This window comes from Prosthecobacter sp. (assembly GCF_044378005.1).
Classification (GTDB): Bacteria; Verrucomicrobiota; Verrucomicrobiia; order Verrucomicrobiales; family Verrucomicrobiaceae; genus Prosthecobacter.
Window position 1 is genome coordinate 20,604 of the sequence record NZ_JBILYB010000034.1, and the last position, 26,864, is coordinate 47,467.

The window sequence follows — 26,864 nt, forward strand, 5'->3', positions numbered from 1 at the left end:
CATCATGTCCTCGTATCATCTCTCGACGGCGTCTCTGCGCCGCCATCTCCTTCATCGTGTCCTTTCACTGGTGTATCTCACCGTGTCAGCAACCTTCTTGCACGCCCAGCTGGTGTGGGATGCGAACAACACCGGCACCGGCCAGCCCAATGGGGCGGGGCAATGGCTGGGCACCAATCAATGGTGGAATGGCACCGCGAATGTGAACTGGGACAACAGCGGCAGCACGATCGCGCAGATGGGCATCACGGGTTCGGCGCTCGTCTCCAGCAATACGGTGACCATCACTGGGGGCACGGCCAATGTGGGCGGCGTGAATTTCATGGGCTTTTCCGCCGGACCTGGCACGGGGCAGCAATACAGCATCGCAGGCTCCAGCGGGACGCTGAACTTCGGAGCTGGTGGCATCATTAATGCGGCTGACTTGAGCAGCACGGGGAGCAACTTCATCACCTTTGCCAGCACTCTGCTCGTCACGGGGAGCAATCTCACGATCCAGAAATCAGGCGGAACGGCCCAGCAGTTCATGCGCTTTGACATGGTCTCGAATCCCGGCCTGACGGGGACACTGACGATCAAAGGCAACCACGGAGGCGTCTTCTTCCGAAGTGCGAATCCAAATACATTCGCTGCGGTTTCGAATGTGGTCGTGGAGTCGGACAGCACCTTTTCCGTCGTCACTGCCGGCACTTATGCCATGCCGATCAGCATCGCTGGCACAGGTGGTAACGGCCAGTATGGAGCCATCCGTGTTGATTCGAGCAACATCACACTGGCAGGCCCCATCACGATGACGGCGAATTCAGCGATCCAGACCAACACGGCGGGTGTCACGGGGACGTTGATCACGGGCGGCATCAGTGGAGCGTTCGGGTTTACCCGATTCGCGACAGGCAGCGGAGTCGGGACGCTGGCTTTTCAATCGGCCAATACTTACACGGGCTCCACCACGCTGGGCAGGACTGGCGTCTTTGCCGGAGGCGTGACGATCCTCGACTTCGCCGCTGCCACGGCACCCACGGACAATATTTTGTACAATGGCGTCAGCCCTGTGGGAGCCCTGAACATGATCGGTGGAAACAACTCCGCCACGGTCCTGCAACTGACGGGCAAGGCGGGAACGACGAACTCGCAGAGCTTTGGCAATCTGACTCTTACAACGGCGGGCACGGCGGGTGGGACATCGGTAATCAGTCTGACTTCAGGAACTGGCGGGCAGATGAATCTGAGTTTGGGGACGATCACGAGGAGCGCTTCATCGACGCTGGCCTTTGTGGCCCCGGCATCCGGCAGCATCACGACGACGCAGGCGGATGGTTTCCTCGGCCCGTGGGCGACATACCGGAGCTCCTCAGGGGTGATGAACTGGGCACGTGTGACTTCAGGCGTGGTCGGGGCATTTTCAGCTGATCTCCAGCAAGTCACTGGAACGGCCATCTCCGCGCTCGCAGGTTATTCATCCGCCAGTCACTTGGAACTGACGGACAGCTCGACGGGGTCGGTCACGCTCGGGGCTGCGACGACGAATCTGGGCACGCTGACGATGAATGATCAGTGCATGGATCGCGTGGTGGATCTGGCCGGGCAGACGCTGAGACTCGGCTCCACCGATGCTACTTCCACGGGCGGCATCCTGCTGGCTTCGGATGCGCGGAATCTGACGATTGGTGTCGTGGGTTCGGCGGGAACGGTGACCTCAGGAGGGCCGAACAACACCACGGCGGGTCAGCTTTATCTGACGAATGCTTCAACGAGTTCCACGCTCACGGTGAACTCCATCATCGCGAACAATAGCACGGGTGGAACGGTGACGCTTTTCGTCAACGGTGCGCCCGCTTCCAAAGTCGTGCTGAGTGGAGCAAACACCTACACAGGCGGGACGACCATCGCGTCTGGCGTGGTCGAGATGAAGAATGCAGCAGCGCTGGGAACCTCCGGCACCGTCACTCTCATGGAGGGCGCGGCTATCCAACTCGGGGGTGGGATCAATGTGACGCGCGCGGTGACTGTGGGCGGTCAAGGTGTGACGAATACGGGCGCGATCCGAAACACGGCGGGGAACAATAGTTGGACAAATACGATCAGCCTGGTGGCTCCCACGCGGTTCCACTCGGATCAGGGCACGCTGACGCTCACAAACTCGGTAGGGGCTACTTCAAACATCCTGAGCGGCTCGCATAATGTGGTTTTCAGCGGCTCGGGCAATCATGTGGTGGGCAGTCGGCTCAACATCACCAGTGCCACTTTGACCAAAGAGGGCAGTGGGATGCTAACGGTGAGCGGAGACAGCGGCACCGTTTTCACAGGAGCTTCGTCGGTGACGAGCGGGGTGCTGCGCTTTGCCAGTAACAACGCCCTGAGCACCTCGGCCATCACGGTGAATGAGAGTCTCGCGCTGGGGTCCGCCCTGGAGCTGACGGGCGGCATCACGGTGGCAAATGCAATCACTTTCAACGGAAGCGGATCGAATGCGGGCAACGGAATCAATGGTTACGGCGCCATCCGAAACATCACGGGGAACAACACGCTCAGCGGAACTCTTTCCATCGGGTTGGACAGCACCGGGCCACGCATCTCGGCAGATGCTGGCACCACGCTCACGATCGGCGGCACGCTGCGCACAGGAGCCACGGCGGCGGCCACGCGCTACGGTCTGCTGGGAGGTGCGGGCACGATCAACATCACTGGCAGCATCACGAATGGCACCACGGCGGCGACCTACATCACCGGCATCACCAAGATCGAAAGCGGCACGGTGAACCTGCGCGGGACCAACACCTTCACGCCCAACGTTGCCACGCCGACCACTGTGCTGGTGAATGTGCGCGGAGGCACGCTGAACCTCGATTATGCCAATGCCACGCCGACGAGCGGCATCATCCTCGGCACGAACAATCTCGGGCTCGGCGGAGGTATCGTCGCGAATGGCGGCTCCGCGCTCGGTGGTGGCACACTGCTCATGACTGGGAAGGCGACGACGATCAATGTGCAGAGCTTTGCAGGCACCACGCTCGCGGGAGGTCGCAGCGCCATCACCGTCGTTTCGGGCACTGATGGCACCGCCAGCTTGGCGCTGGGGCCGATCACTCGTGGCACGAGTTCCGGCAGTGCAGTGAATCTCACCCTTCCCACCAGCGGCAGCATCACCACGACCAGCATTAACTCGAATGGCATCCTCAATGGAGGCATGACAGTTGGGAACAACACCTGGGCCACCTCTGCGGCGGTGCAGAGCACGGGCGTCACTTGGACGGATGCCGGCGACACGGTCTCTTTAGCCGGTCTGGCAAACGGCACCCAGGTCAGCTTCTCAGGCACCGTCCCCGGCGGACTCACGGCGGGCGTCGGCTACTATGTCGTTGGTTCGACCGGAACGACGGTCCAACTCGCTGCCACGGAGGGAGGCGCCGCGCTGGCGATCACCAGCAGCGGCACCACCGCCACGGCAAACCAGTCCGGAGCCATCACCGGGCTAGCCACGGGCAGCTACAGCACGACCTTTGCCACGAATGCGAACGTGGATGTCGCCGGAGGTGCGGTCAGTCAGGCGGCGATCACAACGAACTCGCTGCGCTTCAATGCCACCGCAGGAACCATCCTCAGCCTCAGTGGCAATCTGACCAACAGCAGCGGAGGCATCCTCATCACGCCGGATGTCACCGGTGATGTCACCTTTCAAAGCACCACCGGCACTGCGCGCACTCTCTCCAGCGGAACACCGGCGGACTTCACTGTGCATCATCACGGCTCAGGCATCCTGACCTTTGCCTCGACCATCACTTTGAGCAATGCCACGGGCTTCACGAAGACAGGCACTGGCACCATGACCTTTGCAGGCACCACGGCATCCTCTGGTGTCCAAATCCGCGCCACCGAGGGAAATCTGAACTTCGTCGGCACGAATCAGTTCACCTCGACCACTGACCCGACGCTGTTCTTCGGGTCCGCCACCACGAGCACAAAGGTTTCGTTCGGGAACAACGCCACGGCTGGCTCCGAAACTCTGGCAGGCATGTATGTCCTCGGCAGTGGCAGTTCGCTGGTTGGCAGTGGTTCGGCCTTCTTCACCCTCGGCCTGCAAAGCTCGCTCACGACAGATCTGCGGAATCTGATGATCGGCGGCAGCGGCACGAACGAGAACAACCTCAACTTCGAAGCCTACTCCGGCGGCACGGTGCTGATGGGCTCTGCAAACAGTTACGCAGGCCGCACGAACATCGGGCGCGCCGTCATGGAGGCCAGCGTGATCGCCAATGCGGGAGTCGTGAGTTCGCTCGGCACGGGCACCAGCTCACCAGACATCCTGATGAATGACACCACGTCCACCTCCGCCACGGTTTCCACCCTGCGCTACATCGGCAGCGCGGATGCGAGCACGGACCGCGTCGTCCGGCTTTTCACGAATGGCATCACGATGCCCAGCTTGGTCGCAGGGATCGAAAACAACGGCACCGGATCGCTGAAATTCACCTCTGCCTTCACCGTGGGCGGCGACACGACACTCGCACGCACTTTCCGGCTCAGTGGCACCAACGCGGGGGCCAATGAGATCGTCAGCATCGGCGAAACCGCGACGAGTGTCCTCACCCTCGACAAAGCGGGCACTGGCACCTGGGCACTGACGGGAGACAGCACCTACACTGGCGGCACGACCGTGAGCAATGGCACTCTCCAGCTTGGCAATGGAGGCACGGCGGGAAATGTCGGCAGCGGCAGCATCGCGATCAGCAGTGGCGCGACTCTACGGACCAACCGCAGCAACACGGTGGAAATCACCAACGTGATCACCGGCAGCGGCAATGTCGTCATCGCCAACTCAGGAGCAGGCATCACCAAGCTGAGCTCGAATGCCAGCACCTACACGGGCGGCACCATCGTCAGCAGCGGCACGCTCATGGTGACGAACACCAGCGGCTCTGCCACCGGTGCAGGCCCGGTCACGGTGATGAGTGGTGCCACGCTGGCAGGCAGCGGGCGCATCGCCCCGGCAGCAGATGTCTCCGTGATAATCTGTGGCACACTCGCCGTGGGTGAATCGGCCAGCAGCGCCTCGCTGTTCAGCATCGCCACCAGTGGCACTGGGGCTCTGACACTGGATGGTGGCAGCACTCTGGCCTTCAACCTGTTTGGTGGTTATGGCCTGGGCGACAGCACCTCCACTCCTGCCAGTGCTGACCTGATGAATGTGGGAGGCACTTTGCAGATCAATCCCGGAGCCATCTTCCGCGTGACGGCGGACAACTTCACTGGCTACGCGGGCGGAGATCAATGGAAGCTGATCGACTGGACAACGCTGGGCGGCACAGCGAGCGGCACCTTCACCACTTTCGATCTTCCTATGCTGGATGGAGGCCTGATATGGAATACCTCCACGCTCTACACGCTCGGCACGGTCAGCATCGTGCCTGAGCCCAGCCGCGCTGTTTTGCTGCTCCTGGGCCTCGGAGCAGCACTGCTGCGCAGGAGGCGCTGAGTCAGCTAACCCAACACCTTCTTCCGCACGATGTCGGTGACGAGCTTGGGGTTGGCTTTGCCCTGGCTGGCTTTCATGGCCTGGCCCGTGAACCAGTTCATGGCTTTGTCATTGCCGGCCTGGACCTCGGCGACTTTGTCGGGATTCGCAGCGAGGATCTGCTCGACGATGGCCTCCAGCGCTCCGGTATCGCTGACTTGTTCGAAGCCTTTGGCTTTGATGATTTCGGCGGCGCTTCCGCCGTTCGCGAACATCTCGGCAAAGACTTCTTTGGCTTGGTTGTTGGAGATCTTGCCGTCCTCCACGAAGGCGACGAGCGCGCTCAGTGCCTCGGGTTTCACGGGGCAGGCGGTGATGCCTCCTTCGCTGTCTTTGAGGATGCCGAGGAGGTCGTTGATGACCCAGTTGGCGAGCTTTTTGGCAGGCACTTTCGTGTCAGCGGCCACGGCGGCTTCGTAGTAGGCGGCGAGTGCTTTTTCACTCGCAAGCACGCCAGCATCATAGGCGCTGCAGCCGTAGTCTTTTTCGAAGCGGGCGCGCTTTTCATGCGGCAGCTCGGGCACCTGCGGCCTCATGCGGGCGACGAGGCTCTCGGTGCGCAGGGGGATGAGGTCGGGGTCGGGGAGGTAGCGGTAGTCGTGCGCGTCTTCCTTCGTGCGCATGAGGGTGGTTTCTCCGCGATCATCGTCCCAGCGGCGCGTGCTTTGGATGAGTTTTTCACCGCGATTCAGAGCTTCGGTCTGGCGCTCGGTCTCATACTTGATGGCGCGGCGCACAGCGGACATGGAGTTCAGGTTTTTGAGCTCGATCTTCGCGCCGAGTTCGGTCTGGCCTTCGGGGCGCAGGCTGATGTTCACGTCGCAGCGCAGGTTGCCCTTTTCCATGTCGGCATCGCTGACGCCGCCGTAGATGAGGATTTGCCGCAGGCTGGTGAGGTAAGCGAATGCCTCCTCGGCGCTGTCGATGTCGGGATCGCTGACGATCTCCATGAGCGGAGTGCCGGCGCGGTTGAAGTCGATGGTGGTAAACTTGTCGTGGTGGGTGCTCTTCGCCACGTCCTCCTCCAAATGGATGCGCGTGAGCTTCACGACCTTGCCCGGATTGGCGATGCTCTTTTGCGCGTCTTTCGGGTAGGCCAAATCATAGAGCGGCACTCCGCCGCCGACACAGAGCGGCAGGTCGAACTGCGTGATCTGGTAGTTCTTCGGCATGTCCGGGTAGAAGTAGTTTTTGCGGTCCCACTTCACGATGGGCGGCGTCACGCAGCCGAGCATCATGCCGGTGAGGATGGTCTTCTCGATGGCACCTTCATTTAAAACCGGCAGCGCTCCCGGCAGGCCGAGGCAGGTGGGACAGGTGAGGGTGTTCGGCTCTGCGCCAAACTCCACCGGGCAGGCACAGAACATCTTGCTCTGCGTGGTGAGCTGCGCGTGGACTTCGAGGCCGATGGTGACGATGTACTTGGGCATGACGGGCCGCGACAGTGGAATCCCTTCGCCCCGATGGCAAGCGGGGGCTGTGCTCACCTACACTCTTTGACTGAGTTCATCCGACGGCACGCCGATCTTTGCCTTTTGCAGACAGCACGACCCTTTTCAGCTTCACCGACGGATTCGACACACCGACGGACTTCGTCTATCAGCGGGGGATGCCAACCGACCAACTCAGCCTCTTCGCCAGCGATGCTCCTGCTCAGGAACAGGCGGACGCGCATGGCGGAACGCCGGGGGTTGCTCGTGTGCAGCTTGAGGGCTCGGCGGCGCTGGAGCTGGACTACGCCATCCCAGAGAAGCTCGCGGCGCGTATTGTAGTCGGCACACGGGTGACGGTGCCTTTGCAGAATCAACGAGTGCCAGCGGTGGTGATCGAGCTGCTGGCGACTTCGGAGCATCGCGGGCGGCTGAAGGAGATCACCAGCATCGTCGGCTCGCGGCCAATGTTCACGCCGGGGCTGCTGAAGCTGGCGGACTGGGTGTCGGACTACTACATCGTGCCGGTGCATCGCGTGCTGCGCGCCATGCTGCCGCAGGCGGTGCGTGACAAGCCGGAGACCTTTCTGACCGACAGCCATCTCAAGCTGACGAAGGAGCCGCCAGCCGATGTGCTCGACAAACTGCACACGCGTGCACCCATGCAGGCCCGCGTGATTGAGGAACTCCGCCGTCGTGGTGGCGAGGCGACTTTGAGCGATCTCCGCCGCGACCTGCCGAGCGCGACCACCGTGGTGAAGACGCTCATGAAGCACGGCTGGATCACCCGTAGCGAGGTGCGCGTGGAGCGTGATCCTTTTCAAACGGAGGAGTTCCTGCCATCGCAGCCGCTGACATTCACCGAGGAGCAAAAGGCCGCTTACGACGAGGTGATGAAGGCCATCGTCGCGCACGCTGAGGCTAAGCCGATCCTGCTTCATGGCGTCACGGGCAGCGGCAAGACAGAGGTGTATCTGCAAGCCATCGCGGAAGTTCTGAAGGCGGGTAAAACGGCGCTCGTACTGGTGCCGGAAATCAGTCTCACGCCGCAGACCATCGAGCGCTTCAAGGCGCGCTTTTCGGAGAAGAAAGACGCCATCGCGGTGCTGCATAGCCACCTCAGCGATGGCGAGCGACATGATGAATGGTTCAAGGTGCAGGAAGGCCGTGCGGAGATCGTCATCGGCGCTCGCAGCGCCATCTTTGCGCCGCTGGAGAAGCTGGGCCTGATCATCGTGGATGAGGAGCACGAGCCGAGTTATAAGCAGGAGGAGTCGCCGCGCTACCATGCGCGAGATCTCGCGGTGCTGCGAGGGCGCATCGAGCGCTGCGCGGTGCTGCTAGGCACGGCAACGCCGAGTTTGGAGTCGTTTCAAAACGCGCTCACCGGCAAGTATGAGCTACTGCGGATGACGAAGCGCACGGATGGCAAGTCGATGCCGCTTATCCGTATCATCGACATGCGCCTGCAACGCCGCAAAGGCACGGGCACGAGCTTTGGCAATGCGACGATCCTCTCCGAACGACTTCGCGCTGCCATCACCACGCGGCTGGAACAGAAAGAGCAGACCATTCTCTTCCTGAACCGGCGCGGTTTTCATACCACGCTCGACTGCGCTGCGTGTGGCGAGGTGGTGCATTGCCAGGACTGCGCCATCCCGATGACTCTGCACAAGGCGGACAACCGCCTCGTCTGCCACATCTGCGGCTCACGGCGAGTGCCGCCGACGAAGTGCCCGAGCTGCAAAGAGCCCGGCCTCAAATACGGAGGCTTTGGCACCGAGCGTGTCGAGCAGGCCGTGCGTGAAGTCTTCCCACAAGCACGAATGGCCCGCGTGGATACAGATACCATGCACCGGAAAAACCAACTGCGCGACACGCTCAAAGACTTCCGCGCGCAGAAGCTCGACATCCTCATTGGCACGCAAATGATCGCCAAGGGGCTCGACTTCCCGAACGTGACGCTCGTGGGCGTGTTGAATGCCGACACCGCGCTAAACATCCCCGATTTCCGTGCTGCTGAGCGCACGCTGCAATTGCTGATCCAGGTCGCCGGGCGAGCCGGGCGTGGTGAGCTGAAGGGCGAGGTCTTTGTGCAAACGCACGCGCCGCACAGTCCGGCGATCCAGTTTGCGAGGCACAACAACTTCGAAGGCTTCGCCGATCAGGAGTTGGAGCATCGGAAGGCTTTTCACTACCCGCCTTATAGCCACATGGTGCTCGTCAGCAGCCGTGGCAAACATGAGGCGCAGGCTGAATTCACGCTGCAAACGCTGCACAAGCGCCTGCTGCAAGGCCTGCCCGAAGGCACGACGATGGGCGAGCCGACGCCTTCATCTCTCGCGAAGGCGCACGGGCAGTTCCGCTTCCAGCTGCTGCTACGCACGGATCGCATCCGCACGTTGGCGCGGCACATTCAGACGGTGATGGAGACGCTCTCTCCGCCGCCGGACATCCTCGTCATGTGGGATGTCGATCCGGTGAGTCTGACGTGAAGGTTCGTCTTGCATCGCGACGCGGGTTCCGCTTTCACTCGCTGCATGGATACCGACCTGCCCGATCTCATCACGCTCACGCAACTTCGTCAGATCGCGAGTCCGATGCCGCAGCCTTACCGCGTGCATGTGCAGGTGGACCATCGCACGGAGAAGCTCACCTCCACGGGCAGTCCGTTTCTTGAGGTAAAGCTCGCCGATGGGGGTGACTCGCTCGTGTGGCGGCTCTTTGATAGCAATCCGATGTTCAATGAAGCGCGCTCACTGACTCGTGGGGCCTCCATCGAGATCATGGCGCAGTGGGTGGACACGGGGAAGTATGGCATCGAGCCGCGTCATCCGCAGATGCGTGTGCTGACGGATGAAGAAAAGCAGGCGCTCATTGGTGGCGATCCCGAGCTGCTCGCACGGCAGCGGGTCGATTACGCGGACATCGAGAGTTTCGTGGCAGCAATTCGTGATCCGCGGCTTCGTGGTGTTTGCAGTCTGTTTCTGGAGAGACACGGCGAGCGCTTCAAGCGCACGGCGGCGGCGCGGGAAAACCATCATGCACGGCGTGGCGGGCTCGTGGAACATGTGGCGCAGATGATGCGCTGCGCGGTGGCCATCGTGGGGGCGTATCCGCATTTGAATCGTGATCTGATCGTCGCGGGCGTGCTCTTCCATGACTGCGGGAAGCTTTGGGAGAACTCGTATCCTGAAAACAGTTTTGCAATGCCGCATCATCTTCATGGGGAAATGCTCGGGCACATCACGCTCGGTCTGGAACTCGTGAACAAGCTCTGGCGCGATCTGCTGGAGCGACCCGAAGCTGCTGAGTGGACGACGATGGAACCCGCTGGAGAACATGTGCGGTTGCACCTCCTGCATCTCATCGCCTCCCATCATGGCGAACTGCAATACGGCTCGCCGGTGCTGCCGAAGACGCCGGAGGCCATCGCGCTGCATCACGTGGATAACATTGATGCGAAGCTGGAGATGCTGCGCCGTGGCTATCAGAACTCGAAGGAACTCGCGCCCGGCATCTTCGAGCGCTTCCGCCCCTGGCCGGTAAACATCATCGCGCCTCTGGCTTCGGTGCCGGAGCCTGTGATTCCGGTGGTGGAAGATGAAGCGCTGGCGCTCGAATAGAGCGGGTTATTCCGCGAATGCTTCGCTGACCACTTCGCCATCGAAGGACTCGGGCTGTGGCACGCCGAGCAGCCAGAGGACGGTGGCGGCGGTGTCGTAGGTCATGACGGATTTTTTGCCGATGGCGCGGCCTTTGGTCACGCCTTTCCCCCAGGCGACCCAGGGGATGTGAATGTCTTCGGGGATGGGGTTGAAGTGGTTCTTCTCCTTGCCGCCGTGGTCGGCGGTGAGGATGACGGTGCTGCTGGCGGTCAGACCGGCTTTTTCAATGGCGTCGAGCACCTGGCCGAGGGCCTGATCGCAGACTTTGAAGGCCTCAAGCTGCTCGGGGGAACCCCAACCGTTTTTGTGGCCGGCGCTATCGGCATCGGGGAAGTGGATGAAGCAGAGGGTGGGCTTCTTTTCGAGGATGTAAGGCACGACCTGGGCCACGACCTGCTGGGCGGGCACGAGCTTCTTTTCTTCACTGGCGGGGATGGGCTTCTCGTCATAGACGCCGCCGCAGTCGAAGACGTCGATGGCGCTGGCCTTCCAGAGATGGCGGAATTTGATCTTGCCGCAGAATAGGGCGGTCGAGGTGGCTGGGTTCGCGGCTTTGGCGAGTTCAAAAATGGTGTGCACCCGCACGAAGCCACGCAGAGGAAAGTAATCGTTCCAATCCACGCCGTGTTTGGAGATATCCACGCCCGTGAGCATGGCTGTGTGTGAGGGCAGGGTCTTCGAAGGGATGATGGTGTTTGCCACGAAGGTGTGCGCGCCTTCGGCAGCGAGCCGCTTGAAGTTCGGCATCTCGGCCTTGTCGATGATGCTCGGATTGCCACCATCGAAGCTGATGACAAAGACGTGCTCGGTGCGTACAGCGGCGGTGGCGAGAACGGGAAGGGCGAGGAGGCAGGCGAACAGGCGGCGTATCATGGGCAGAGAAAACGGAAATTAGAGAGGCTTCATCCAGCCTTTTTTGATGAGTCGGACGCTCTCGGGATCGTCCAACAAAGCAGCAAGGTGCTCGGAGATGGTGAGCGTGTGGCCGGGTAGCACGAGATAGGGGCAGATGTCCGCCAACGGGCGCAGTACGAAGCGTCGCAAATGCAGGCGCGGATGCGGGACGATGAGCACGGGATCATCGCTGACGTAGTCGCCCGCGTAGAGGAGATCGAGATCGAGTGTGCGTGGTGAGTTTTTCTCCCGAACAGCAGGCCTGCCCATCGCTTGCTCGATGGCTTGGAGATGCCCATGCATTTCCTGCGGTGTGCAGGCGGCTTCGAGTTCAATGACGCTGTTTAAAAAAGCCTGCGTGCCTGGCTCGCAATCGACAGGCTCGGTTTCATAGACTCCGCCTGCCAAGACCGCGATGGGCTGCGTCCGCTCGATGAGCATCGCGAGCCCGCGCTGGAGGTTCGCTTCACGGTCTCCGAGATTCGAGCCGAGGGCGATGCCGAAGCAGAAGTTGGCGGTGGTTTGCAATGGTTGACGGTTGTTTACAGTGGTTTGGCCAAACCATCGTCAACCACAGTAAACTACCGTCAACAACCGTAAACGGCTCGGCCCTCACTTCAGCCCCAGCACATCCTGCATGTCATAGATGCCTGCTGGTTTGTCGGCGAGCCAGCGGGCGGCTCGGACGGCGCCGTTGGCGAACGTGTCGCGGCTGCTGGCTTTGTGGGTGAGTTCGACGCGCTCCCCGACGTTGGCGAAGATGACGGTGTGGTCGCCGACGACATCGCCGCCGCGGACGGCGTGAACGCCGATCTCGGTCTTCGTGCGCGCGCCGACATCGCCGAAGCGGCCGTGGCGGCTGTCGGTGTCGTATTGCAGTTCACGCACGTCGGCGAGGATTTCGACGAGGGTGCGGGCGGTGCCGCTGGGGCTGTCTTTTTTCAGGCGATGGTGCATCTCGACGACTTCGAGGTCGAAGTCGGGGCCGAGGAGTTCGGCGGCTTTGCGGGTGAGCCAGAAGAGGGTGTTCACGCCGACGCTGAAGTTCGAGGCGAAGACGATGGGCAGTGTTTTGGAGGCTTCTCTGATCCGCGCCAGTTCATCGGCTGTGTGTCCGGTAGTGCCGATGACCATGCTTTTCTTCTGCTTCAAACACTCGGCCAGGAGTTCATCTGTGAAGTGATGAGAGGTGAAGTCGATCACGCAATCACAGAGGTCGAGGCTCACGGGCAGAGAGTCTCCCACATCGATCCCAGCACCCACCATCACGCCCTGCGCGTCGGCGGCATCGATCACGGCCTGTCCCATACGGCCTTTGCAGCCGGTCACCAGTAGTTTGAAGTTACTCATAAGAGGGCGCATTTTGGCCGGTTCACCTCTGGGTGCAAGCACACCTGTCACAGGAAACAAAAAGCCCACGCTGCCAGAGGCAAACGTGGGCTTGAGATGATGTGGGAGGCGGCCCCACACCCAAATCAACTGATGGTCGGCAGCTCGAAGCCGGCGACGTATTCTTCCGTGGCTAGCTTGTTCGCTTCTTCGGCGAACTCACCGATGAACTTCTCCGTCACGGGATCGAACTCGAGCATCGGGCCGCAGGCGGCGAGGTCGGTCTTCACGTCGATCTTATTGTCGGCGAGGTTTTGTACGAAGTGATCGAAGGTCTCCAGAGCGGCTTTGTTGGTGCTGAGGCGTTCCTTGATCTCGTCGTTGCTGACTTTCTTGCCGAGGCGGTAGCTGACGTTGGCCATATGGGCCAAAGCGGCGGCATGATGACCGTGGGCGACGTTGAGGACGTCCTTGGTAATCTTGCCGGCGCGCACGGAGTCGATGAAGTTCTTCATGTGGTCCGGGCCGTCCTGGAAGTTGTCGAACTTCTCGATGGCCTTGCCGTCGTTGTCGTAGGCCTTGGCTTCGGCGACGAAACCGCCTTCGCAATGGATGACGTTGCCGATGCGTGGGGCGGAGGTCTTGCCGTTGACGCGATAGACGGGCTCGTAACCTTTGGTCCAGTTCATGTCTTTCATGGGCAGGCCACGATTGTCGAAGAGCAGCGGAGCGCCTTCGTTGAATTCGTAGAAGGCGAGCTGGTTGTTAGCCGTCTGGCCGTCATCATCGTAGCCCCAGCGTCCGCCGAAGCTCATGACGCGCTTGGGAAGCTGGTCAGGATTGCCGAGCGCCCAGCGGGCCACGTCGAGCTGATGCGGGCCCTGGTTGCCGATGTCGCCATTGCCGTAGGCCCACTGCCAGTGCCAGTCATAATGGAACTGGGTGCGCTGGACGGGGATGATGCCGCGAGGACCGCTCCAGAGTTTGTAGTCAATCGTGCCAGTGAGGCCTTTGCCGCTGGCGTCCATGACAGTGCCGGGCTTGAGCATGCCGTCTGCGTCTGGGGAGATGGGGGCAGAGAGCTTGCCGATGCTCTTGCGGGCTTTGTAGTTGATGCCACGGCTGAGGGTCACTTTGCCGATCTTACCGCTCTTCACATATTCCATGGCGGCGGCCCAACCGAGATCGGAGCGGCGCTGCATGCCGTGCTGGACCACGAGGCCCTTCTTGGCGGCGACGATGGATGCCTCGACGAGCTTGCGGCCTTCCCAGATGTTGTGGGAGACGGGCTTCTCGACGTACACGTGCTTGCCATTGGCGATGGCGGTCATGCCGATGAGCGTGTGCGTGTGGTTCGGCGTAGCGATGGTGATGGCGTCGATGTCTGGATCAGCGCAGCACTCGCGGAAATCCTTGTAGGCTTTCACCTTGATGCCTTTTTTGTCGAGGTCGGCCACATGCTTCTCGAGCACGGAACTATCGACATCGCAGAGCGCCACAAGACGCACGCCTTTGATCTTCAGCAGGCTGCTGATGTGACCGGAGCCACGGGATTTGAAACCGATGACAGCGACGCGGACGTCTTCATTGGCTCCGATGGGGGCTGCCCAGGAGGGCAGGGTGGCGAGGCCAGCAGCGCCGGCGACGGTGCCGCGCAGGAAGGTGCGGCGGGTGGTTTGGTTTGTGTTCATGGCAGTAGGAAGTCTGGGGGACGCGGGCTCCGCAGGCACGATATATGACGAGGAGGAATGCGAGGCTACCAAGTACGACAGGCACTAGGCAACCTTTCTTTTGCTTCCTCCGACGGCACAAAAGCACGCAGATTGTGGCGTGGAGAGTGCTGCTGGGCTTTTCCGGCATCGAAAAACCGCTCCAGCTTACTCGCCTCAGATCATTAAAATTTCCCGCCACGGGTATTTGAGTCTGGCGGTGGACTCGTCTAGTCTCGGCGTCTTTCACTCCCCCAGAATTCGACTTTACCCCACCCACGCCATGCCGAAGATCATCGAAATGCCCAAGCTCAGCGACACCATGACCGAGGGCACGCTTGCCAAATGGACCGTCAAAGAAGGGGACTCTGTGGAAGTCGGCAAGCCCATCGCTGATGTCGAGACGGACAAGGCCACGATGGAATATGCCAGCCCGTTTGAGGGCACGATCTTCAAGATCATCGCCGCTACTGGCGTGAAAGTGCCGCTTGGCAGCCCGCTGGCCGTCGTGCTGGAAGAGGGTGAGGAGGCTCCGGCCAACCTCGATGAAATCATCGCCAAAGCCCAAGCTGCCTCGGCTCCAGCCCCGAAAGAGGAAAAGCCCGCCGCTGGTGCGCCAAAGAAAATTTCTGCACCTGGCCCACGTCTGCCCACCGCTCCGCAGCCTACCCGCCGTGCCGCTGCTGCCAGCGATGTCCGTGTGAAGGCTAGCCCGCTGGCCCGAAAGATCGCCGCTGAGCGAGGAGTGGATCTCGCTTCCGTCGTCGGCACCGGCCCTGGCGGTCGTGTCGTCCGTGCTGATGTGGAAAGCGCCCCCGTCGGTGGTGCCAGCGCCGCTCGCGGCCCCGCCACACCTGCCATTCGCCCGACCTACGGCCCTGAAGATGAGCGCGTGCCTACCAGCACCATGCGGAACATCATCGCCGAGCGCCTCCTGGCCTCGAAGACGCAGATCCCGCACTTCTACCTCCAGATCGAGATCGACTCCGCCCCGCTCATGGACTTCCGCGCGCATCTCAATGCCAGCGCTGAAAAGACCGGCGGCGTGAAGTACACCGTCAACGACTTCATCCTCAAGTCCGTCATCCGTGCCGCCCAGGCCCAGCCTGCGATCAACGCCGCCTGGGATGGTGATGCCGTGGTGAAATACAAATCCGTCGGACTCAGCGTCGCCATCGCCATTGATGACGGTCTCGTCACCCCGGTCATCAAGCAGGCGGAGAAAAAGACGCTCGCCGAGATCAGCGCCGCTGTGAAGGACCTCGCTACGAAGGCCAAGAACAAGAAACTCAGCCCCGATGACTTCGCTGGTGGCACCATCACCGTCTCGAACCTCGGTGCCTTCGGCATTGATCAGTTCTCCGCCATCATCAATCCGCCGCAGGCTGCCATCCTTTCCATCGGCAGCATCCGCAAGGTGCCCGTCGTGAATGACAAAGGTGCCGTCGTCGCCGGTCAGCGCATGTGGATCGGCCTCAGTGGAGATCATCGTGTCGTCGATGGTGCCGTCGCCGCCACCTTCCTGGCCGAGATGCGCAAGCTGCTGGAGAGCCCCGCGCTCATGCTCGTCTGAGTTTGAACGCTAGGCTTGGCATCATCGTCTGTGTCCGGCACTCTTGGGCCGAGACATGAAATCCACCGCACTTCTCACCTCCTTGTTCCTCTTCGCAGCCCTGGCTGCACGAGCGGACTGGCGTGATCTGGCGGAGTTCCCCCAGCTTCAAACGGAGCTGGGGGCGAGTTTGCCCACTGGCGTGGGCATTCCGGTCATGATGTCGGAGGCAAACGCGGGCGGGGCACCAGCCGTGTATTTGCCGCAGGCCACGACGGGGACGACGCCCTTCGCAGGCACAGGCGGACTTACGGGGAAAACCATTACGCCCTGGTCGGGAGCCAGCACGGCCTCTGGTCATGCCGGCAATGTGGCGAACCTCTTCTGCGGCAGTTCTCAGAGCGTGGCACCAGGCGTCACGGAGTTGCACGTCTGGTTGGCTGACGACTTCGCGAACAACCTCTTCTCCAATCCCATCCCCATCTTCACCGGCAGCGTGCAAAACCACAGCTGGGTGGGAGAGTTCGGCAATGAAGCCACCGACACGGCGATGCTACGGCGCTTCGACTTCATGCTGAACCGCGACCTCGTCACCGCCTCCACCCCGCTGAACAACGGCAGCACCATGGTGAAGCTGCTGTCCAACGCCTACCACAGCATCACACCCGGCCTCCGCAATGGCGGCCACCCGCAGACGCACACCAACATCGACGGCCTCGGGCGCATGAAGCCGGACATCGTCGTGGAGGAGTCCGTCACCAGCAATGCCTCGCCAGCCGTGGCCTCGGCCGCCACGATGCTACTCGATGCCATCCGCCCCGGCTTTCCCGAAGCGGATGATCCGCGCGTGGTGAAGGCCATCCTCCTCAGCGGTGCTTCAAAGCAGAACCTCCCCGGCTGGCGGCGCGCCAGCACCAGCCGCCCGTATGATGAGATCCTCGGTGCCGGTGAGCTGAACGTGCTCCACGCCCACCGCATCCTCGCCGCCGGGCGTCAGGCCGCGAGCGGCAGCGCTTACCGGGCTCTCAGCGGCTGGGATAAGACGACCAGCAGCACGGCAAGCCCACGCCGCTACTTTTTCAAACTGCTGCCTGGTCAGTGGGGCACGATCTCCGCCACGATCACCTGGCACCGCACGATCCCAGGGAACTACGCCAGCTCCACCCTGGCAAATCTGAACCTACATTTGAAAAGCGCCTCGGGCTTCACTGTCGGCACCACGATGGATGAAAGCCTCAGCGCCGTGGACAATGTGGAGCACCTCTTTTTCCGCCATCTGCCGCCGGGCGACTATGCTCTCGAAGTCAGCTCTGGCACGACGAACGTGACCTATGGCATCGCTTGGGAGGTGCAGACAAACTCCGGGCCCCAGCTCGCGGTGCAGAGGGATGGATCGCAGATCACCCTGTCGCTCTCGCAGCTCGATCCGCTGGAAACTTACACCATCGAGAGCTGCACCGATCTCCAAGACTGGCAGCCAGCAGCGACGATCCGCACCGCAGATACCACAGCAGCGACCACGGCAAACTGGCAGGAGACGAGCGGTGCTGGCGCGAAGTTTTACCAACTGAAGTGGACGCCTTGAGGCCCCAAAGCAGGACTCCGCAGGCGTGTCCTCAGCATCTGTCTGCAGCTCGCAGTCACCCAGGCGGGGAATATCATTGGGCAATGAAGAGGATTTTGGGCGAGGGGTTTGAGGCCAGACTTTCGAGCTCTTGTTTGGCAAGGGCTGGGAAGCAGCGTATGCCATGCGCCTGCCGATGCTGTCTTTGATCCAATCTGCCCGACCTGCCCTCCTCCGTCTCTGGCGCGTGGGGCTGCTCGTGATGGCTGTGTGGGTGATCCGTGAGGCGGCGCAAACTCGCGATAAGCTGGAGGCGGCGGCGGCGCTGACGCCAGAACGGCTGCGAGATTTTTTCCCGGAGATCGTGAGTCTCGGGGAGGCGAATCCGGCGAACGGCTGGCGGACGGCGCTGGATGGGGCCGGGCAATCGCTCGGCTTTGTTACCACGACGGCACCGGAGTCGGACAAGATCATCGGCTACTCCGGCCCAACGAATACTTTGCTCGTCTTTGATACAAAGGGCGTGCTCACGGGCCTGCGGCTGCTGAAGAGCCACGATACGACGGAGCATGTGGCGGAGGTGGTGGCGGACCGGAAGTTCTTCACGCAGTTTCGGGGGATGAAGCCGGGGGCACCCGCGCCGGAGCCGGTTCATGCCGTGAGCGGCGCCACGCTGACGAGCACGGCGATCGCGCAGGGGGTGCTGGAGAAGCTGGGGCGGGCGTCGGGGACATCGCTGCGCTTTCCTGAGGAGATCACGCTGGAGGAGGTGCGGCGGCTGGAGCCTGCGGCGGTGAAGTTGGTTCGCGCGGAGTCGCCTCGCGGCGGGTTTGAGGTGCTGGATGCGAGTGGAAAAAAGATCGCGCTCGCGGTGCGGACATCACCCGTTGCAGATGCGGTGGTGGGCTACAAGGGCCCGACGGACACGCTGATGCTGCTGGATGCGGAGGGAGCGAAGCTGCGGCGGATCGCGCTGCGCAAGAGCTTCGATTCGAAGCGCTATGTGGCATCTGTGGCGGGGGATGACTATTTCCTGAATCTCTTCAATAAAAGCACGCTGGAGCGGCTGGCGGACATGGACTTCAAGGAGGCGAAGGTCGAGGGTGTGTCCGGTGCCACGGAGACGAGCTGGAGTGTGGCGGAGAGTCTGAAGCTGCGAGCCAGAAGTGTGCTGGCGGAAAGGCCCACGGGCTGGCTGCGGGAGATCCGCTGGCGCTGGCAGGATGCGGGGCATCTCGCGGTGCTGGTGTCGGCGCTGATCATGGCTTTCACAAGACTGCGCGGCGTGGCGTGGCTGCGGCACACGCATCATGTGCTGCTGGTGATCTACGGCGGTTTCATCGCGGGCGAGCTTTTATCCCAGGGGCTTCTGGCTGGCTGGGCGGCGCATGGGACACCCTGGCGGAGTGCGCCGGGCTTCCTGGTGCTGACGGTGGTGGCGCTGCTGGGGCCGGTGATGACGAGCAAGCAGCTTTATTGTCACCACATCTGCCCACATGGGGCGCTGCAGCAGTTGCTGGCACGGCGGGTGGGGCGTCAGTGGCGTGTTTCGCCCGTGCGGGAGCGCTGGCTGACTCGGCTGCCCTTTGTGCTGCTCGGGTTCGTTTTCCTGAGCGTGGTCTGGGGCTGGGCGGTGGACCTGAACGCGCTGGAGCCTTTCGATGCGTATCTCTTCCGCGTGGCGGGCTGGGCGAGTGTGGCCATCGCCGTGGTGGGGCTGGTCGCGTCCCTTTTCCAGCCGCTGGCCTACTGTAAGTATGGCTGCCCGACGGGGGCGCTTTTTAAGCTGATCCGCTTCACCGGAGATGCAGATCGTCTCGGCGTGCGGGACTGGGTGGCGGCGCTGTTGTTGATCACCGCCGCCCTGATTTGAACTTCAGGTGTCGGGTTTAGAGACCTGCTGATCCGAGCGCTGCACCGGCCTTGTCGAGGAAGTCAGCGATGGCGCGCTCATAGGCGAGGTTCCAGTTGGCGGTGGTGGCTGCTTGGCAGACATTTTCCCCATAACCAGTGATCTGGGTGCTCTGGCCGCGCACGGTGACGCCGGCGGTGATCCGCGCTTCGAGAGTGATGGCCCACATGCCTGGAGTCATCCATCCCCAGAACTGACTGATTTTGACATTCACGGGGGTGCCAGAACCGGCCACCGTGTAGCCGCGCCGAGCGAGAGCTTCGGTGATGATCTCACTCATTTTGGCAGTGACGGTGCCACCGGCGGGGAGGACGACTTCACCCATGCCTTTGCCATAAGAATTGCGCTGGCGGCCGATGTTGTTTTCCCGCTGCTGAGCCGTGAGGGTGGCAAAATCACCTTCCACGGATGGAGTGGATGGCTCCGCAGGCTTGTTTTGAAAGGTGCGGGCATCCTGGATGGAGCCCAGGCTCACCTGGCCTTTGGCTGCGGGATGGGTGCCGACGGGGACTTTGATACTGACTTCACGTTTTCCGATGACGCAGCTTACCGAGAGGGAGCAAGCCAGGACGAGGGACAGTTGGGCGAGGCGGATGGTTTTCATAGAAAGGTAGCCATGGGATCATTTTGAGTTTTCCTCGTCAATCCTGTTTGTCCTGCACGCCGGGTTGAAATAAAAAAAGCGGCCCCGCTGAACTTCAGCGAGGCCGCCTTCAAAAGGTACAAGCCGACTTATTGACCGCCAGCAGCTTTCGCCTGGGCCTGGCTTTCTGCGGAAAGGCGGGAGAGGGGAACTTGGAAGACTTCGCCATTGCTGGCCATCTTCAGGAGGACGTCGCTGCCCTTCATGCCTGCAAAGGAAGCCTGGATGGCTTTGCCATCGCTGCTGGTCCAAGTCTGGGCATCGCCTGCGGCAGGAGCTGGCGCGGCTGTGGGAGCAGCGGCCGGGGCGGCACCACCAGCAGTGAGGGAGGCACCTTCTTTGATCCAGGTTTCCAGGGCGGTGAGTTCGGCGGGAGTGAGGCGGTTTTTGCCTTTGGGCGGCATCGAGTCATCATCATCGTCAGGGAGCTTGCAGGAGATGAGCAGGGTGCTCTTCTCGGGTTCGCCAGGAATGATTTGCCCGCTTGGTTTGATGACTTCGGCCAGTTTTTCGGGGGTATCGAGGGCGAGGTCACCCTTGACCTTGCCCTTACTGACCGCGTGGCAGGCATAGCACTTCTGGGTGAAGATGGGTTTGATGTCCTTCGTGAAATCCACGGCTGAGGCGGACATGATGCTGGTGAGGGCGAGGGCGGCGGCGAGGGGGCTTTTCATAGGAAGTGATGGCTTTTATCAGAGCGCGGGCTGAGATGGCAAGCGCGGTGTTGATATTCAGCCCTTGTCAAACGCGGCAGTCCTGCGAGACTTGGCCCGACTTTTTCTCTCACTCGGCTGTCTCATGCCCGAACCCATTCTTTTCAGGCACTATCTCATCGTCCAAGATTCGGACGGGAATAACGTGGAGCTGACCCGCAATGCGGAGCAGGTGAATGTGCTTGGCTTCGACACGCAGCGGGTGGAGTTCGTCCACTGTCATGTCCTGCTGGAGCCGCTGGCAGATCGTGCCGCGTTTGATGCTGGATGCCTGAAGCTGCAAAAGTCCGGCCACCCGCTGTTGGCACGGCTGGTGGACTTTGGGGAGGACGAGGGGAACCCGTTTTACATCACGAGCAATGTCGATGGTGAGTCGCTGGCAGGCTATCTGGCGAGGCAGGCAGAGCTGCCGGGCTGGCTCGCGGTGATGCTGGCGAGCCGTGCGCTGGAGGCGGCGGCGGCGCTCTGCGAACGTGTCGATACCATGCCGGGTGATCCGCTGGAAAGTCTGCGTGTGCTGCAAACTGGCCCTAAAGAGTTGCTCGTGCAGGTGGCGGACTATGCGCTGGTCTCTGCGTCTGCCAAAAAGGCGCGCGGGCTGAAGACCGCCTTCGAAAAGCAGGCGAAGTTTCTGCGCAATTTTCTGGAGGAGAAGGCGGGTGGGCCTTCACTGGCTGACTCACCTTTGCCAGCGGCAGATTTCACCGAGCTTCTGAAGGCCTGTCTCGGTTCTGCGGCAGCCGACACGGTACCGACGATCAAAAATCTCTGTGTGGCCCTGGCGAAGCTCGTGCCAGTCGCATTGGCCGGGGAGATACCCACGGCGCAAAAGCCGCGCGCACTGCTGGCACCGCAGCTTGCCAGTTATCAGGAAGTCGCACGGGCGCTGGTGAACCGCGTGCGCATTCAGAGCCAGCGGCTCGACATGGCCAATCCTTACTCGATGCGTGGCACGCTGACGAAAACGGGACGTGGAGTGCTCGTCGAGCAAGTGCCGCCAGCGCGCCTCGCCGCTGGCGTCGTGCAGGCGGCGGACGAAAAGGCCTTCCGTCTGGACAAACGTCGTGATTTTTCCGGCATTGTACCTTTGGCGCTGTTGCAGGATGCGGAGGGCATTGTCTGCATGGCCGAGGAAGTGGCGGAGGGCATCACCCTCGCCGATCTGCTGCGAGAGCGACGGGCTCTAAATGTCCATGAGACCTATCTCGTGCTTGCTGGCTTGGATGCCACACTCACCCAGCTCGAAAAATCAGGTCTCGCGGTCTCGCGCCTGAGACTGGAGGACATTTATTTGCTCACCGGTTTCCCGCGTGAAGATGCCCGCAGCACGAAACTGCTGCTCACGAAACTCACCGACTGGCCAGCCTTTTCCATCATGCTGCGTGCGCATCCCACTCTCGCAGCCATGGCAGGGCGTGGAGTAGATCCCGCACTGCTTCTGCCACCGCCAAAGCCAGGCACTGTAAATGCCGACTTGTGGAATGCAGCCTGGCTCTGTGCTGTGGGGCGCTTCCTCCTCGCCTTGGAGCCTCTGCCGGGTGCTGCCATGGAGACTCCTGCCAGCAATCGCGAGATCGAAACCGTGGCGCGCCTGCTCGATGATGAACTCGCCAAAGGGCGCGAAGGTATGCCCACGAAGCGCGCCGACTTTCTCGGTCGCTATGCCCGTGTCGTACATCACCATGATTTGGTGAAGCCCGTCGTAAATCCGCCGTCCGAGCCGCTCCAGCCTGTGAAGGCCAAAGCCACCAGGCCCAAGTCAGCTCCCCTAGTGCAAGAAATCCAGGCCACTCCGATGCCCAGGGAGAAAAGCAGCGGTCCGCAGGCCTTGACCACCGGCTTCCAGATCAGCAGCGGCGAGCGAACGAATGTTGGTTTTGCAGAGCTTCTTTTTCGAGGGACGAGCGAAACCGCGCCCGTTTCAGGACCGGATTGGGCAAAGACAGCCGTCGATGCACCGCCGACCATCCATGCCAATGAGGCACTTCTCCCGCCGGATGACTTCGTGCCGTTCTGGCTGCGTGCCTCGGTGTTCATTGGAGGTTCCATGATCATCGGAGGCATCCTCGCCCACCTCTCAGGCGATGCCACCTGGCAAAAGAAGCCCCAGGCCCCCTCTCTGAAACCTGCCTCCGTCGAGGCAAGAGCTGAGCCTGGCGTTCCGAAAGCTGTTACCTTGCCCAAGGCCACTTCCGTACCGAGTGCCGTTTCTCTCCCAGAGCCTCAAGCCGCTCCACCGCCAGCAGTTCAAGGTCCTGGCAGCAGTCTTCTGAAGGCACCTCAAAGCACTCTGAAGGAGCAGATCATCGGGTTGCCCCCACCTGCTCGCTGAGACTCAGCCTCAATACTTTCCTGGCTCAGGCTGATTTGCCTGTTTGCAAAAGACTGGTTCGTTGTTATTTCTCAGATATTCCATGTGCCCCTGAACGGGCCTTGTGAACAACAACAAACACAACGAACACCACACTATGAAATACGCACTCCTTGCCCTCGCGGCCTCGATCGTCGTCGTCTCCTGCGCTTCCAAGCCACCACCACCGCCACCACCAGCTCCTGTCCAGTACAGCAAGTAAGCTGAGGGGCTGCAAGCCCCGGCTTTCGTAGGCCAAGCGTTCCCAATCGACACTTTTCTATGATCCGACTCCTTACTGTTACTCTGGCCGCCTCCTCCATGCTTCTCGCGTCCTGCGCGACGAAGAAGAAGGAGTGCTCCTCTTGCGACTCCGCCAAGGCCCCTGCAGCCAAGTGCTGCGGAACCAAAGCTGGCGAGTGCTGCAAGACTGGTCACAAGCACTAATCGGAGCTACACAGCTCACGTCGCGCCGCCTGCGGGTTCACTCCCCAGGCGGCGCTTCATTTTCATCTGGTATTCCTGCTGGACGATCCTTCCTCCTCATCCACTACTCCAGCGCTCCCACCCGCCCATCTTTTCCCTCCCCGTGAAGCCCTACTACATCACCACCGCCATCGACTACACGAACGCCCCGCCGCACATCGGCCACGCGTATGAAAAAGTGCTCGCCGATGTCATGGCGCGCTTCCAGCGGCAGAATGGGCGCGAGGTCTATTTCCTCACCGGCGTGGACCAGCATGGGCAGAAGGTGCAAAAGAGCGCCGACAAAGCCGGGCTCAGTCCGCAGGACTTCGTCGATGGCATCACCCAGCACTTCACCGCGCTCTGGGAGAAGCTGAACGTCCGCTTCGACGGCTGGGCCGCCACCACCGACGTGAAGCACAAGAAGGTCGTCCAAGCGATGCTGCAAAAGCTCCATGACTGCGGCCAACTCTATAAAAAGGGCCACACTGGTTTCTACTCCGTCCGCCAGGAGCAGTTCCTCACCGACAAAGAGCGCGGACCCGATGGCAACTTCGGCGAGGAGTGGGGCGAGGTCGTCGAACTCGAAGAAGAGAACTGGTACTTCCGCCTCAGTGACCATGTCGAGTGGCTGAAAGGCTACATCCAAAGCCACCCCGACTTCATCTTCCCCGCCCACCGCGCCACCGCCGTGCTCAATGCCCTCGAAGGCGAGGCGCAGGACCTCTGCATCTCCCGCCCCATCGAGCGCCTGACCTGGGGCATCCCACTGCCGTTTGATGAGCGCTTTGTGAACTATGTGTGGTTTGATGCTCTCACGAACTACATCAGCTTCGCCGGTTACCTCGCCGATGAAGTCGGCAACACCGGCCTACCCAAGTTTGAAGACATCTGGCCCGCCGATGCCGAGATCATCGGCAAAGACATCCTCGTCCCCGCGCACGCCGTCTATTGGCCCATCATGCTCCACGCCCTCGGCTTCCCGGATGAGCACATCCCGAAGCTCGTCGTCCACGGCTGGTGGAACGTGAAAGGCGCGAAGATGAGCAAGAGTACCGGCAACGTCATCAATCCCGACACGCTCGCCGATACCTTCACGCCAGACGGCCTCCGCTATTATTTGATGCGCGACATCGCCACCGGCTACGACAGCGACTTCAGCGATGAACGCCTCATCATGAGCTACAACAAGGAGCTTGCTGGCGGCCTCGGGAACCTGCTGAACCGCAGCATCAACATGGCGCAGAAGTATCGCGCTGGTGTTCTGACGCCCGGCACCCATGACGACGCCGAAAACGCCGCTCTCCGCCAGACCGTCGCCGATGCCTTGCCCGCCTATCTCGAAAACATAAGCGGCTGGGCAATTCACGACGGCATCGCTGCCGCGTGGAAGATCGTCACGCATGCCAATGCGTTCGTCGATAGCACCAAGCCCTTCTCCCTCGCCAAAGATCCCGCCCAGGCCGCCCGGCTCGACAGCGTGCTCTATCACCTCGCTGAGGCGCTCACCCACGTCACCGTCCTGCTCGATCCCATCATGCCCACCGCCATGAAGGTGGCCCGCGAGCAGATCGGCTGGGTCATGCCCACAGGCTTCCAGTTCAAAGACCTCGCCTGGGGTCTGCTCAAAGCCGGGCACCAACTCGCCGCCCCAGTCCCGCTGTTCCCGAGACTGGAGATCGAGGCACCGGCAGCTTGAGCCGCTTGCTCAAGCGCCGATGAGTTAGCCAATCACTTCAGGTTGCCCGCTTCGCCGTCGCCTTCAGCGAGACGCAGCGCCCACTTGATGCCGCCGAGAATGTGCTCCTGGTAGGTCTTGGCGATCTCCGGGGAGTTCTTGCGATCCTTCGTGCCTTCCTTCCAGGTCGGGTCCCACACGTCTTCGCGGTGTCCGAGGGAGGAGTAAAACACCCGTCCCTTGCCGAACTCCTTGCACCAGGAGATGGGGAAGTAGCGCTTCAGCTCCGCCTCCTTCTTCTTCTCCTCGTCCGTCAACTGCGCGAGGTTCGGGTGGGCGTCGAGTCCCATGAGCGCATGGACCTTGGACTTCTCGAAGCTCTTAATGATGTAGATCTCGTCGAAGACCTTGAAGCCATTCGGGATCGGCTTCGTGGCCGCATGAGCGGGGTCATGGAGGATGGGCTGCACTTCCACCTGGGACTTGTGGGTTTCAAACTCACCGCCCAGCATATCGACGTAACCCTGGAAAGGGTGGTAGGTGTCGGAGCCGGAATGCATGGCCACCATGGCTTTGCCGCTCTTGATCAACTCCACGAAACCATCGCGGTCAGGGAAGAGCAGATCACCCGTCGTGTTGGCAAAGACGAAGCCGTCGTAGCCCTTGATCTTCTCCATCGCCATCTGCTCGGCCATGTAGGCCTTGATCTTGTCGTTCCAAACTTTGTTGGCCGCGTTGAATTCCGCCAGCGCCGCGCTGTAGGCCTCCTGCTTGGCTTTGAAAGCCTCGTCGGTTTCGTTCTTCTTCTCCGGCGGCTTGCCGGGATTCTTCGGCTGGCCTTCAGGCTGATGCACAAAGTCCACCGTCCATGCGCCCGACTTCTCCCCCAGTTCCTTCAGCACCTTCTCCGCCGTCTCGATGGAGGAATGGCGGAAGCCGGTGGTGACGGTGACGACGAGCAGTTTCTTTGGCTCAGCCGCCGCCAAAGCTGGTAGCGCGAGTCCGAGGACTAGAAGGGAGGAACGGAGCAAGTTGGAGAGTTTCATGCGAGGAAAGACAGGAACGCAGACCAGAGGCTCCCGCTAGCAGAAAGAAATCAAGCCTTCGCGCGCCCTGCGCTGCGATGCGCGAGCAACAGCAACCCGTTCATCAAGACGGGCACGAAAGGCACAAAGAGTGATTTCAAAAGCGGCGGGCTCGGCGCGGTGCCGTCGATGCCGAAGGGCACGAAGTCGATGTGCCGCACCTGCCAGGCGAAGGCGAACTCTGCGAGTGCGAGCACCAGTCCGGTGAGTGCCACGGCACTGCCGAGCTTGTTTTTCTGCGGAGCGAAGAGATGGATGCCCGCCGCGATCAAAGCCAGTCCCGCAGCCAGAATGAAACAAGCGGCGGCGATGAAGAAGAGAGGCTGGCCGATCTCCTCCGAAGGCGACACGGTGGCGAGC

18 protein-coding genes are annotated in these 26,864 nt (G+C 61.4%); 9 read left to right on the forward strand and 9 right to left on the reverse strand.

Translation table 11 applies throughout. From position 1 onward, the window contains the following. The first annotated feature begins 4 nt into the window (after positions 1–4). Positions 5–5,473, forward strand: a complete 5,469-nt coding sequence (locus AC6FTP_RS09345; protein WP_497206645.1) for a beta strand repeat-containing protein — start codon at positions 5–7, stop codon at positions 5,471–5,473. A 5-nt stretch (positions 5,474–5,478) separates the two neighbouring features. Here the strand turns inward: AC6FTP_RS09345 and gatB are convergent, their stop codons facing one another. After that, the gene (gene gatB / locus AC6FTP_RS09350) at positions 5,479–6,942 is read right to left on the reverse strand and encodes an Asp-tRNA(Asn)/Glu-tRNA(Gln) amidotransferase subunit GatB (protein WP_497206646.1); all 1,464 of its coding nucleotides are present in this window, start codon (positions 6,940–6,942) and stop codon (positions 5,479–5,481) included. Between the two features lie 98 nt (positions 6,943–7,040). On the opposite strand from gatB, the gene priA reads away from it, so the two are divergent. Beyond that, on the forward strand, positions 7,041–9,437 hold the full coding sequence (gene priA / locus AC6FTP_RS09355) for a replication restart helicase PriA (RefSeq protein WP_497206647.1): 2,397 nt from the start codon (positions 7,041–7,043) through the stop codon (positions 9,435–9,437). Positions 9,438–9,482: 45 nt separating this feature from the next. After that, positions 9,483–10,568: an HD domain-containing protein gene (locus AC6FTP_RS09360; RefSeq protein WP_497206648.1), complete on the forward strand. Its 1,086-nt coding sequence runs from the start codon at positions 9,483–9,485 to the stop codon at positions 10,566–10,568. Positions 10,569–10,574: 6 nt separating this feature from the next. Here AC6FTP_RS09360 and AC6FTP_RS09365 read toward each other — a convergent pair whose 3' ends face one another. From AC6FTP_RS09365 to AC6FTP_RS09380, 4 genes are all read right to left on the reverse strand, one after another. Further along, positions 10,575–11,483, reverse strand: coding sequence for an alkaline phosphatase family protein (locus tag AC6FTP_RS09365; protein WP_497206649.1), 909 nt, complete (start codon positions 11,481–11,483; stop codon positions 10,575–10,577). 18 nt (positions 11,484–11,501) lie between these two features. Next, on the reverse strand, positions 11,502–12,032 hold the full coding sequence (folK, locus tag AC6FTP_RS09370) for a 2-amino-4-hydroxy-6-hydroxymethyldihydropteridine diphosphokinase (protein ID WP_497206650.1): 531 nt from the start codon (positions 12,030–12,032) through the stop codon (positions 11,502–11,504). An 84-nt stretch (positions 12,033–12,116) separates the two neighbouring features. Then, a complete protein-coding gene (gene dapB / locus AC6FTP_RS09375; RefSeq protein WP_497200353.1) occupies positions 12,117–12,854 on the reverse strand; it encodes a 4-hydroxy-tetrahydrodipicolinate reductase in 738 nt (245 codons plus the stop codon). Positions 12,855–12,979: 125 nt separating this feature from the next. After that, positions 12,980–14,524, reverse strand: a complete 1,545-nt coding sequence (locus tag AC6FTP_RS09380; protein ID WP_497206651.1) for a Gfo/Idh/MocA family protein — start codon at positions 14,522–14,524, stop codon at positions 12,980–12,982. A 301-nt stretch (positions 14,525–14,825) separates the two neighbouring features. On the opposite strand from AC6FTP_RS09380, the gene AC6FTP_RS09385 reads away from it, so the two are divergent. The 3 genes from AC6FTP_RS09385 to AC6FTP_RS09395 all read left to right on the forward strand — a co-directional run bounded on the left by AC6FTP_RS09385 (position 14,826) and on the right by AC6FTP_RS09395 (position 19,531). Then, positions 14,826–16,115: a pyruvate dehydrogenase complex dihydrolipoamide acetyltransferase gene (locus AC6FTP_RS09385; RefSeq protein ID WP_497206652.1), complete on the forward strand. Its 1,290-nt coding sequence runs from the start codon at positions 14,826–14,828 to the stop codon at positions 16,113–16,115. 55 nt (positions 16,116–16,170) lie between these two features. Continuing rightward, entirely contained in the window at positions 16,171–17,679 is a 1,509-nt protein-coding gene (locus tag AC6FTP_RS09390) for a hypothetical protein (protein ID WP_497206653.1), read from the forward strand. Positions 17,680–17,842: 163 nt separating this feature from the next. Beyond that, on the forward strand, positions 17,843–19,531 hold the full coding sequence (locus AC6FTP_RS09395) for an FMN-binding protein (protein ID WP_497206654.1): 1,689 nt from the start codon (positions 17,843–17,845) through the stop codon (positions 19,529–19,531). Positions 19,532–19,547: 16 nt separating this feature from the next. Here the strand turns inward: AC6FTP_RS09395 and AC6FTP_RS09400 are convergent, their stop codons facing one another. Further along, the gene (locus AC6FTP_RS09400; RefSeq protein ID WP_497206655.1) at positions 19,548–20,174 is read right to left on the reverse strand and encodes a YajG family lipoprotein; all 627 of its coding nucleotides are present in this window, start codon (positions 20,172–20,174) and stop codon (positions 19,548–19,550) included. A gap of 128 nt (positions 20,175–20,302) precedes the next feature. Beyond that, positions 20,303–20,887: a c-type cytochrome domain-containing protein gene (locus AC6FTP_RS09405; RefSeq protein ID WP_497206656.1), complete on the reverse strand. Its 585-nt coding sequence runs from the start codon at positions 20,885–20,887 to the stop codon at positions 20,303–20,305. A gap of 124 nt (positions 20,888–21,011) precedes the next feature. On the opposite strand from AC6FTP_RS09405, the gene AC6FTP_RS09410 reads away from it, so the two are divergent. The 3 genes from AC6FTP_RS09410 (at position 21,012) to metG (ending at position 25,440) form a co-directional block, all read left to right on the forward strand. Beyond that, positions 21,012–23,258, forward strand: a complete 2,247-nt coding sequence (locus AC6FTP_RS09410; RefSeq protein WP_497206657.1) for a hypothetical protein — start codon at positions 21,012–21,014, stop codon at positions 23,256–23,258. Between the two features lie 300 nt (positions 23,259–23,558). Continuing rightward, entirely contained in the window at positions 23,559–23,723 is a 165-nt protein-coding gene (locus AC6FTP_RS09415) for a hypothetical protein (RefSeq protein ID WP_497206658.1), read from the forward strand. A 142-nt stretch (positions 23,724–23,865) separates the two neighbouring features. Further along, positions 23,866–25,440 carry a methionine--tRNA ligase gene (gene metG / locus AC6FTP_RS09420; protein WP_497206659.1) on the forward strand — a complete coding sequence of 525 codons (1,575 nt, stop codon included), beginning with the start codon at positions 23,866–23,868 and terminating at the stop codon, positions 25,438–25,440. A 32-nt stretch (positions 25,441–25,472) separates the two neighbouring features. Here metG and AC6FTP_RS09425 read toward each other — a convergent pair whose 3' ends face one another. Together AC6FTP_RS09425 and AC6FTP_RS09430 are read right to left on the reverse strand one after the other, a co-directional pair. After that, positions 25,473–26,465 carry a ThuA domain-containing protein gene (locus tag AC6FTP_RS09425; RefSeq protein WP_497206660.1) on the reverse strand — a complete coding sequence of 331 codons (993 nt, stop codon included), beginning with the start codon at positions 26,463–26,465 and terminating at the stop codon, positions 25,473–25,475. A gap of 50 nt (positions 26,466–26,515) precedes the next feature. Next, positions 26,516–26,864: hypothetical protein (locus AC6FTP_RS09430; protein ID WP_497206661.1), on the reverse strand; the 349-nt coding region annotated here is incomplete at its 5' end.

What these genes read in the sequence shown, in the direction of transcription:
- AC6FTP_RS09345 (WP_497206645.1), top strand. Translation starts at nt 5, where the DNA reads ATGTCCTCGTATCATCTCTCGACGGCGTCTCTGCGCCGCCATCTCCTT.
- gatB (WP_497206646.1), bottom strand. Translation starts at nt 6,942, where the DNA reads ATGCCCAAGTACATCGTCACCATCGGCCTCGAAGTCCACGCGCAGCTC.
- AC6FTP_RS09360 (WP_497206648.1), top strand. Translation starts at nt 9,483, where the DNA reads ATGGATACCGACCTGCCCGATCTCATCACGCTCACGCAACTTCGTCAG.
- AC6FTP_RS09365 (WP_497206649.1), bottom strand. Translation starts at nt 11,483, where the DNA reads ATGATACGCCGCCTGTTCGCCTGCCTCCTCGCCCTTCCCGTTCTCGCC.
- dapB (WP_497200353.1), bottom strand. Translation starts at nt 12,854, where the DNA reads ATGAGTAACTTCAAACTACTGGTGACCGGCTGCAAAGGCCGTATGGGA.
- AC6FTP_RS09380 (WP_497206651.1), bottom strand. Translation starts at nt 14,524, where the DNA reads ATGAACACAAACCAAACCACCCGCCGCACCTTCCTGCGCGGCACCGTC.
- AC6FTP_RS09385 (WP_497206652.1), top strand. Translation starts at nt 14,826, where the DNA reads ATGCCGAAGATCATCGAAATGCCCAAGCTCAGCGACACCATGACCGAG.
- AC6FTP_RS09390 (WP_497206653.1), top strand. Translation starts at nt 16,171, where the DNA reads ATGAAATCCACCGCACTTCTCACCTCCTTGTTCCTCTTCGCAGCCCTG.
- AC6FTP_RS09395 (WP_497206654.1), top strand. Translation starts at nt 17,843, where the DNA reads ATGCGCCTGCCGATGCTGTCTTTGATCCAATCTGCCCGACCTGCCCTC.
- AC6FTP_RS09400 (WP_497206655.1), bottom strand. Translation starts at nt 20,174, where the DNA reads ATGAAAACCATCCGCCTCGCCCAACTGTCCCTCGTCCTGGCTTGCTCC.
- AC6FTP_RS09405 (WP_497206656.1), bottom strand. Translation starts at nt 20,887, where the DNA reads ATGAAAAGCCCCCTCGCCGCCGCCCTCGCCCTCACCAGCATCATGTCC.
- AC6FTP_RS09410 (WP_497206657.1), top strand. Translation starts at nt 21,012, where the DNA reads ATGCCCGAACCCATTCTTTTCAGGCACTATCTCATCGTCCAAGATTCG.
- AC6FTP_RS09415 (WP_497206658.1), top strand. Translation starts at nt 23,559, where the DNA reads ATGATCCGACTCCTTACTGTTACTCTGGCCGCCTCCTCCATGCTTCTC.
- AC6FTP_RS09425 (WP_497206660.1), bottom strand. Translation starts at nt 26,465, where the DNA reads ATGAAACTCTCCAACTTGCTCCGTTCCTCCCTTCTAGTCCTCGGACTC.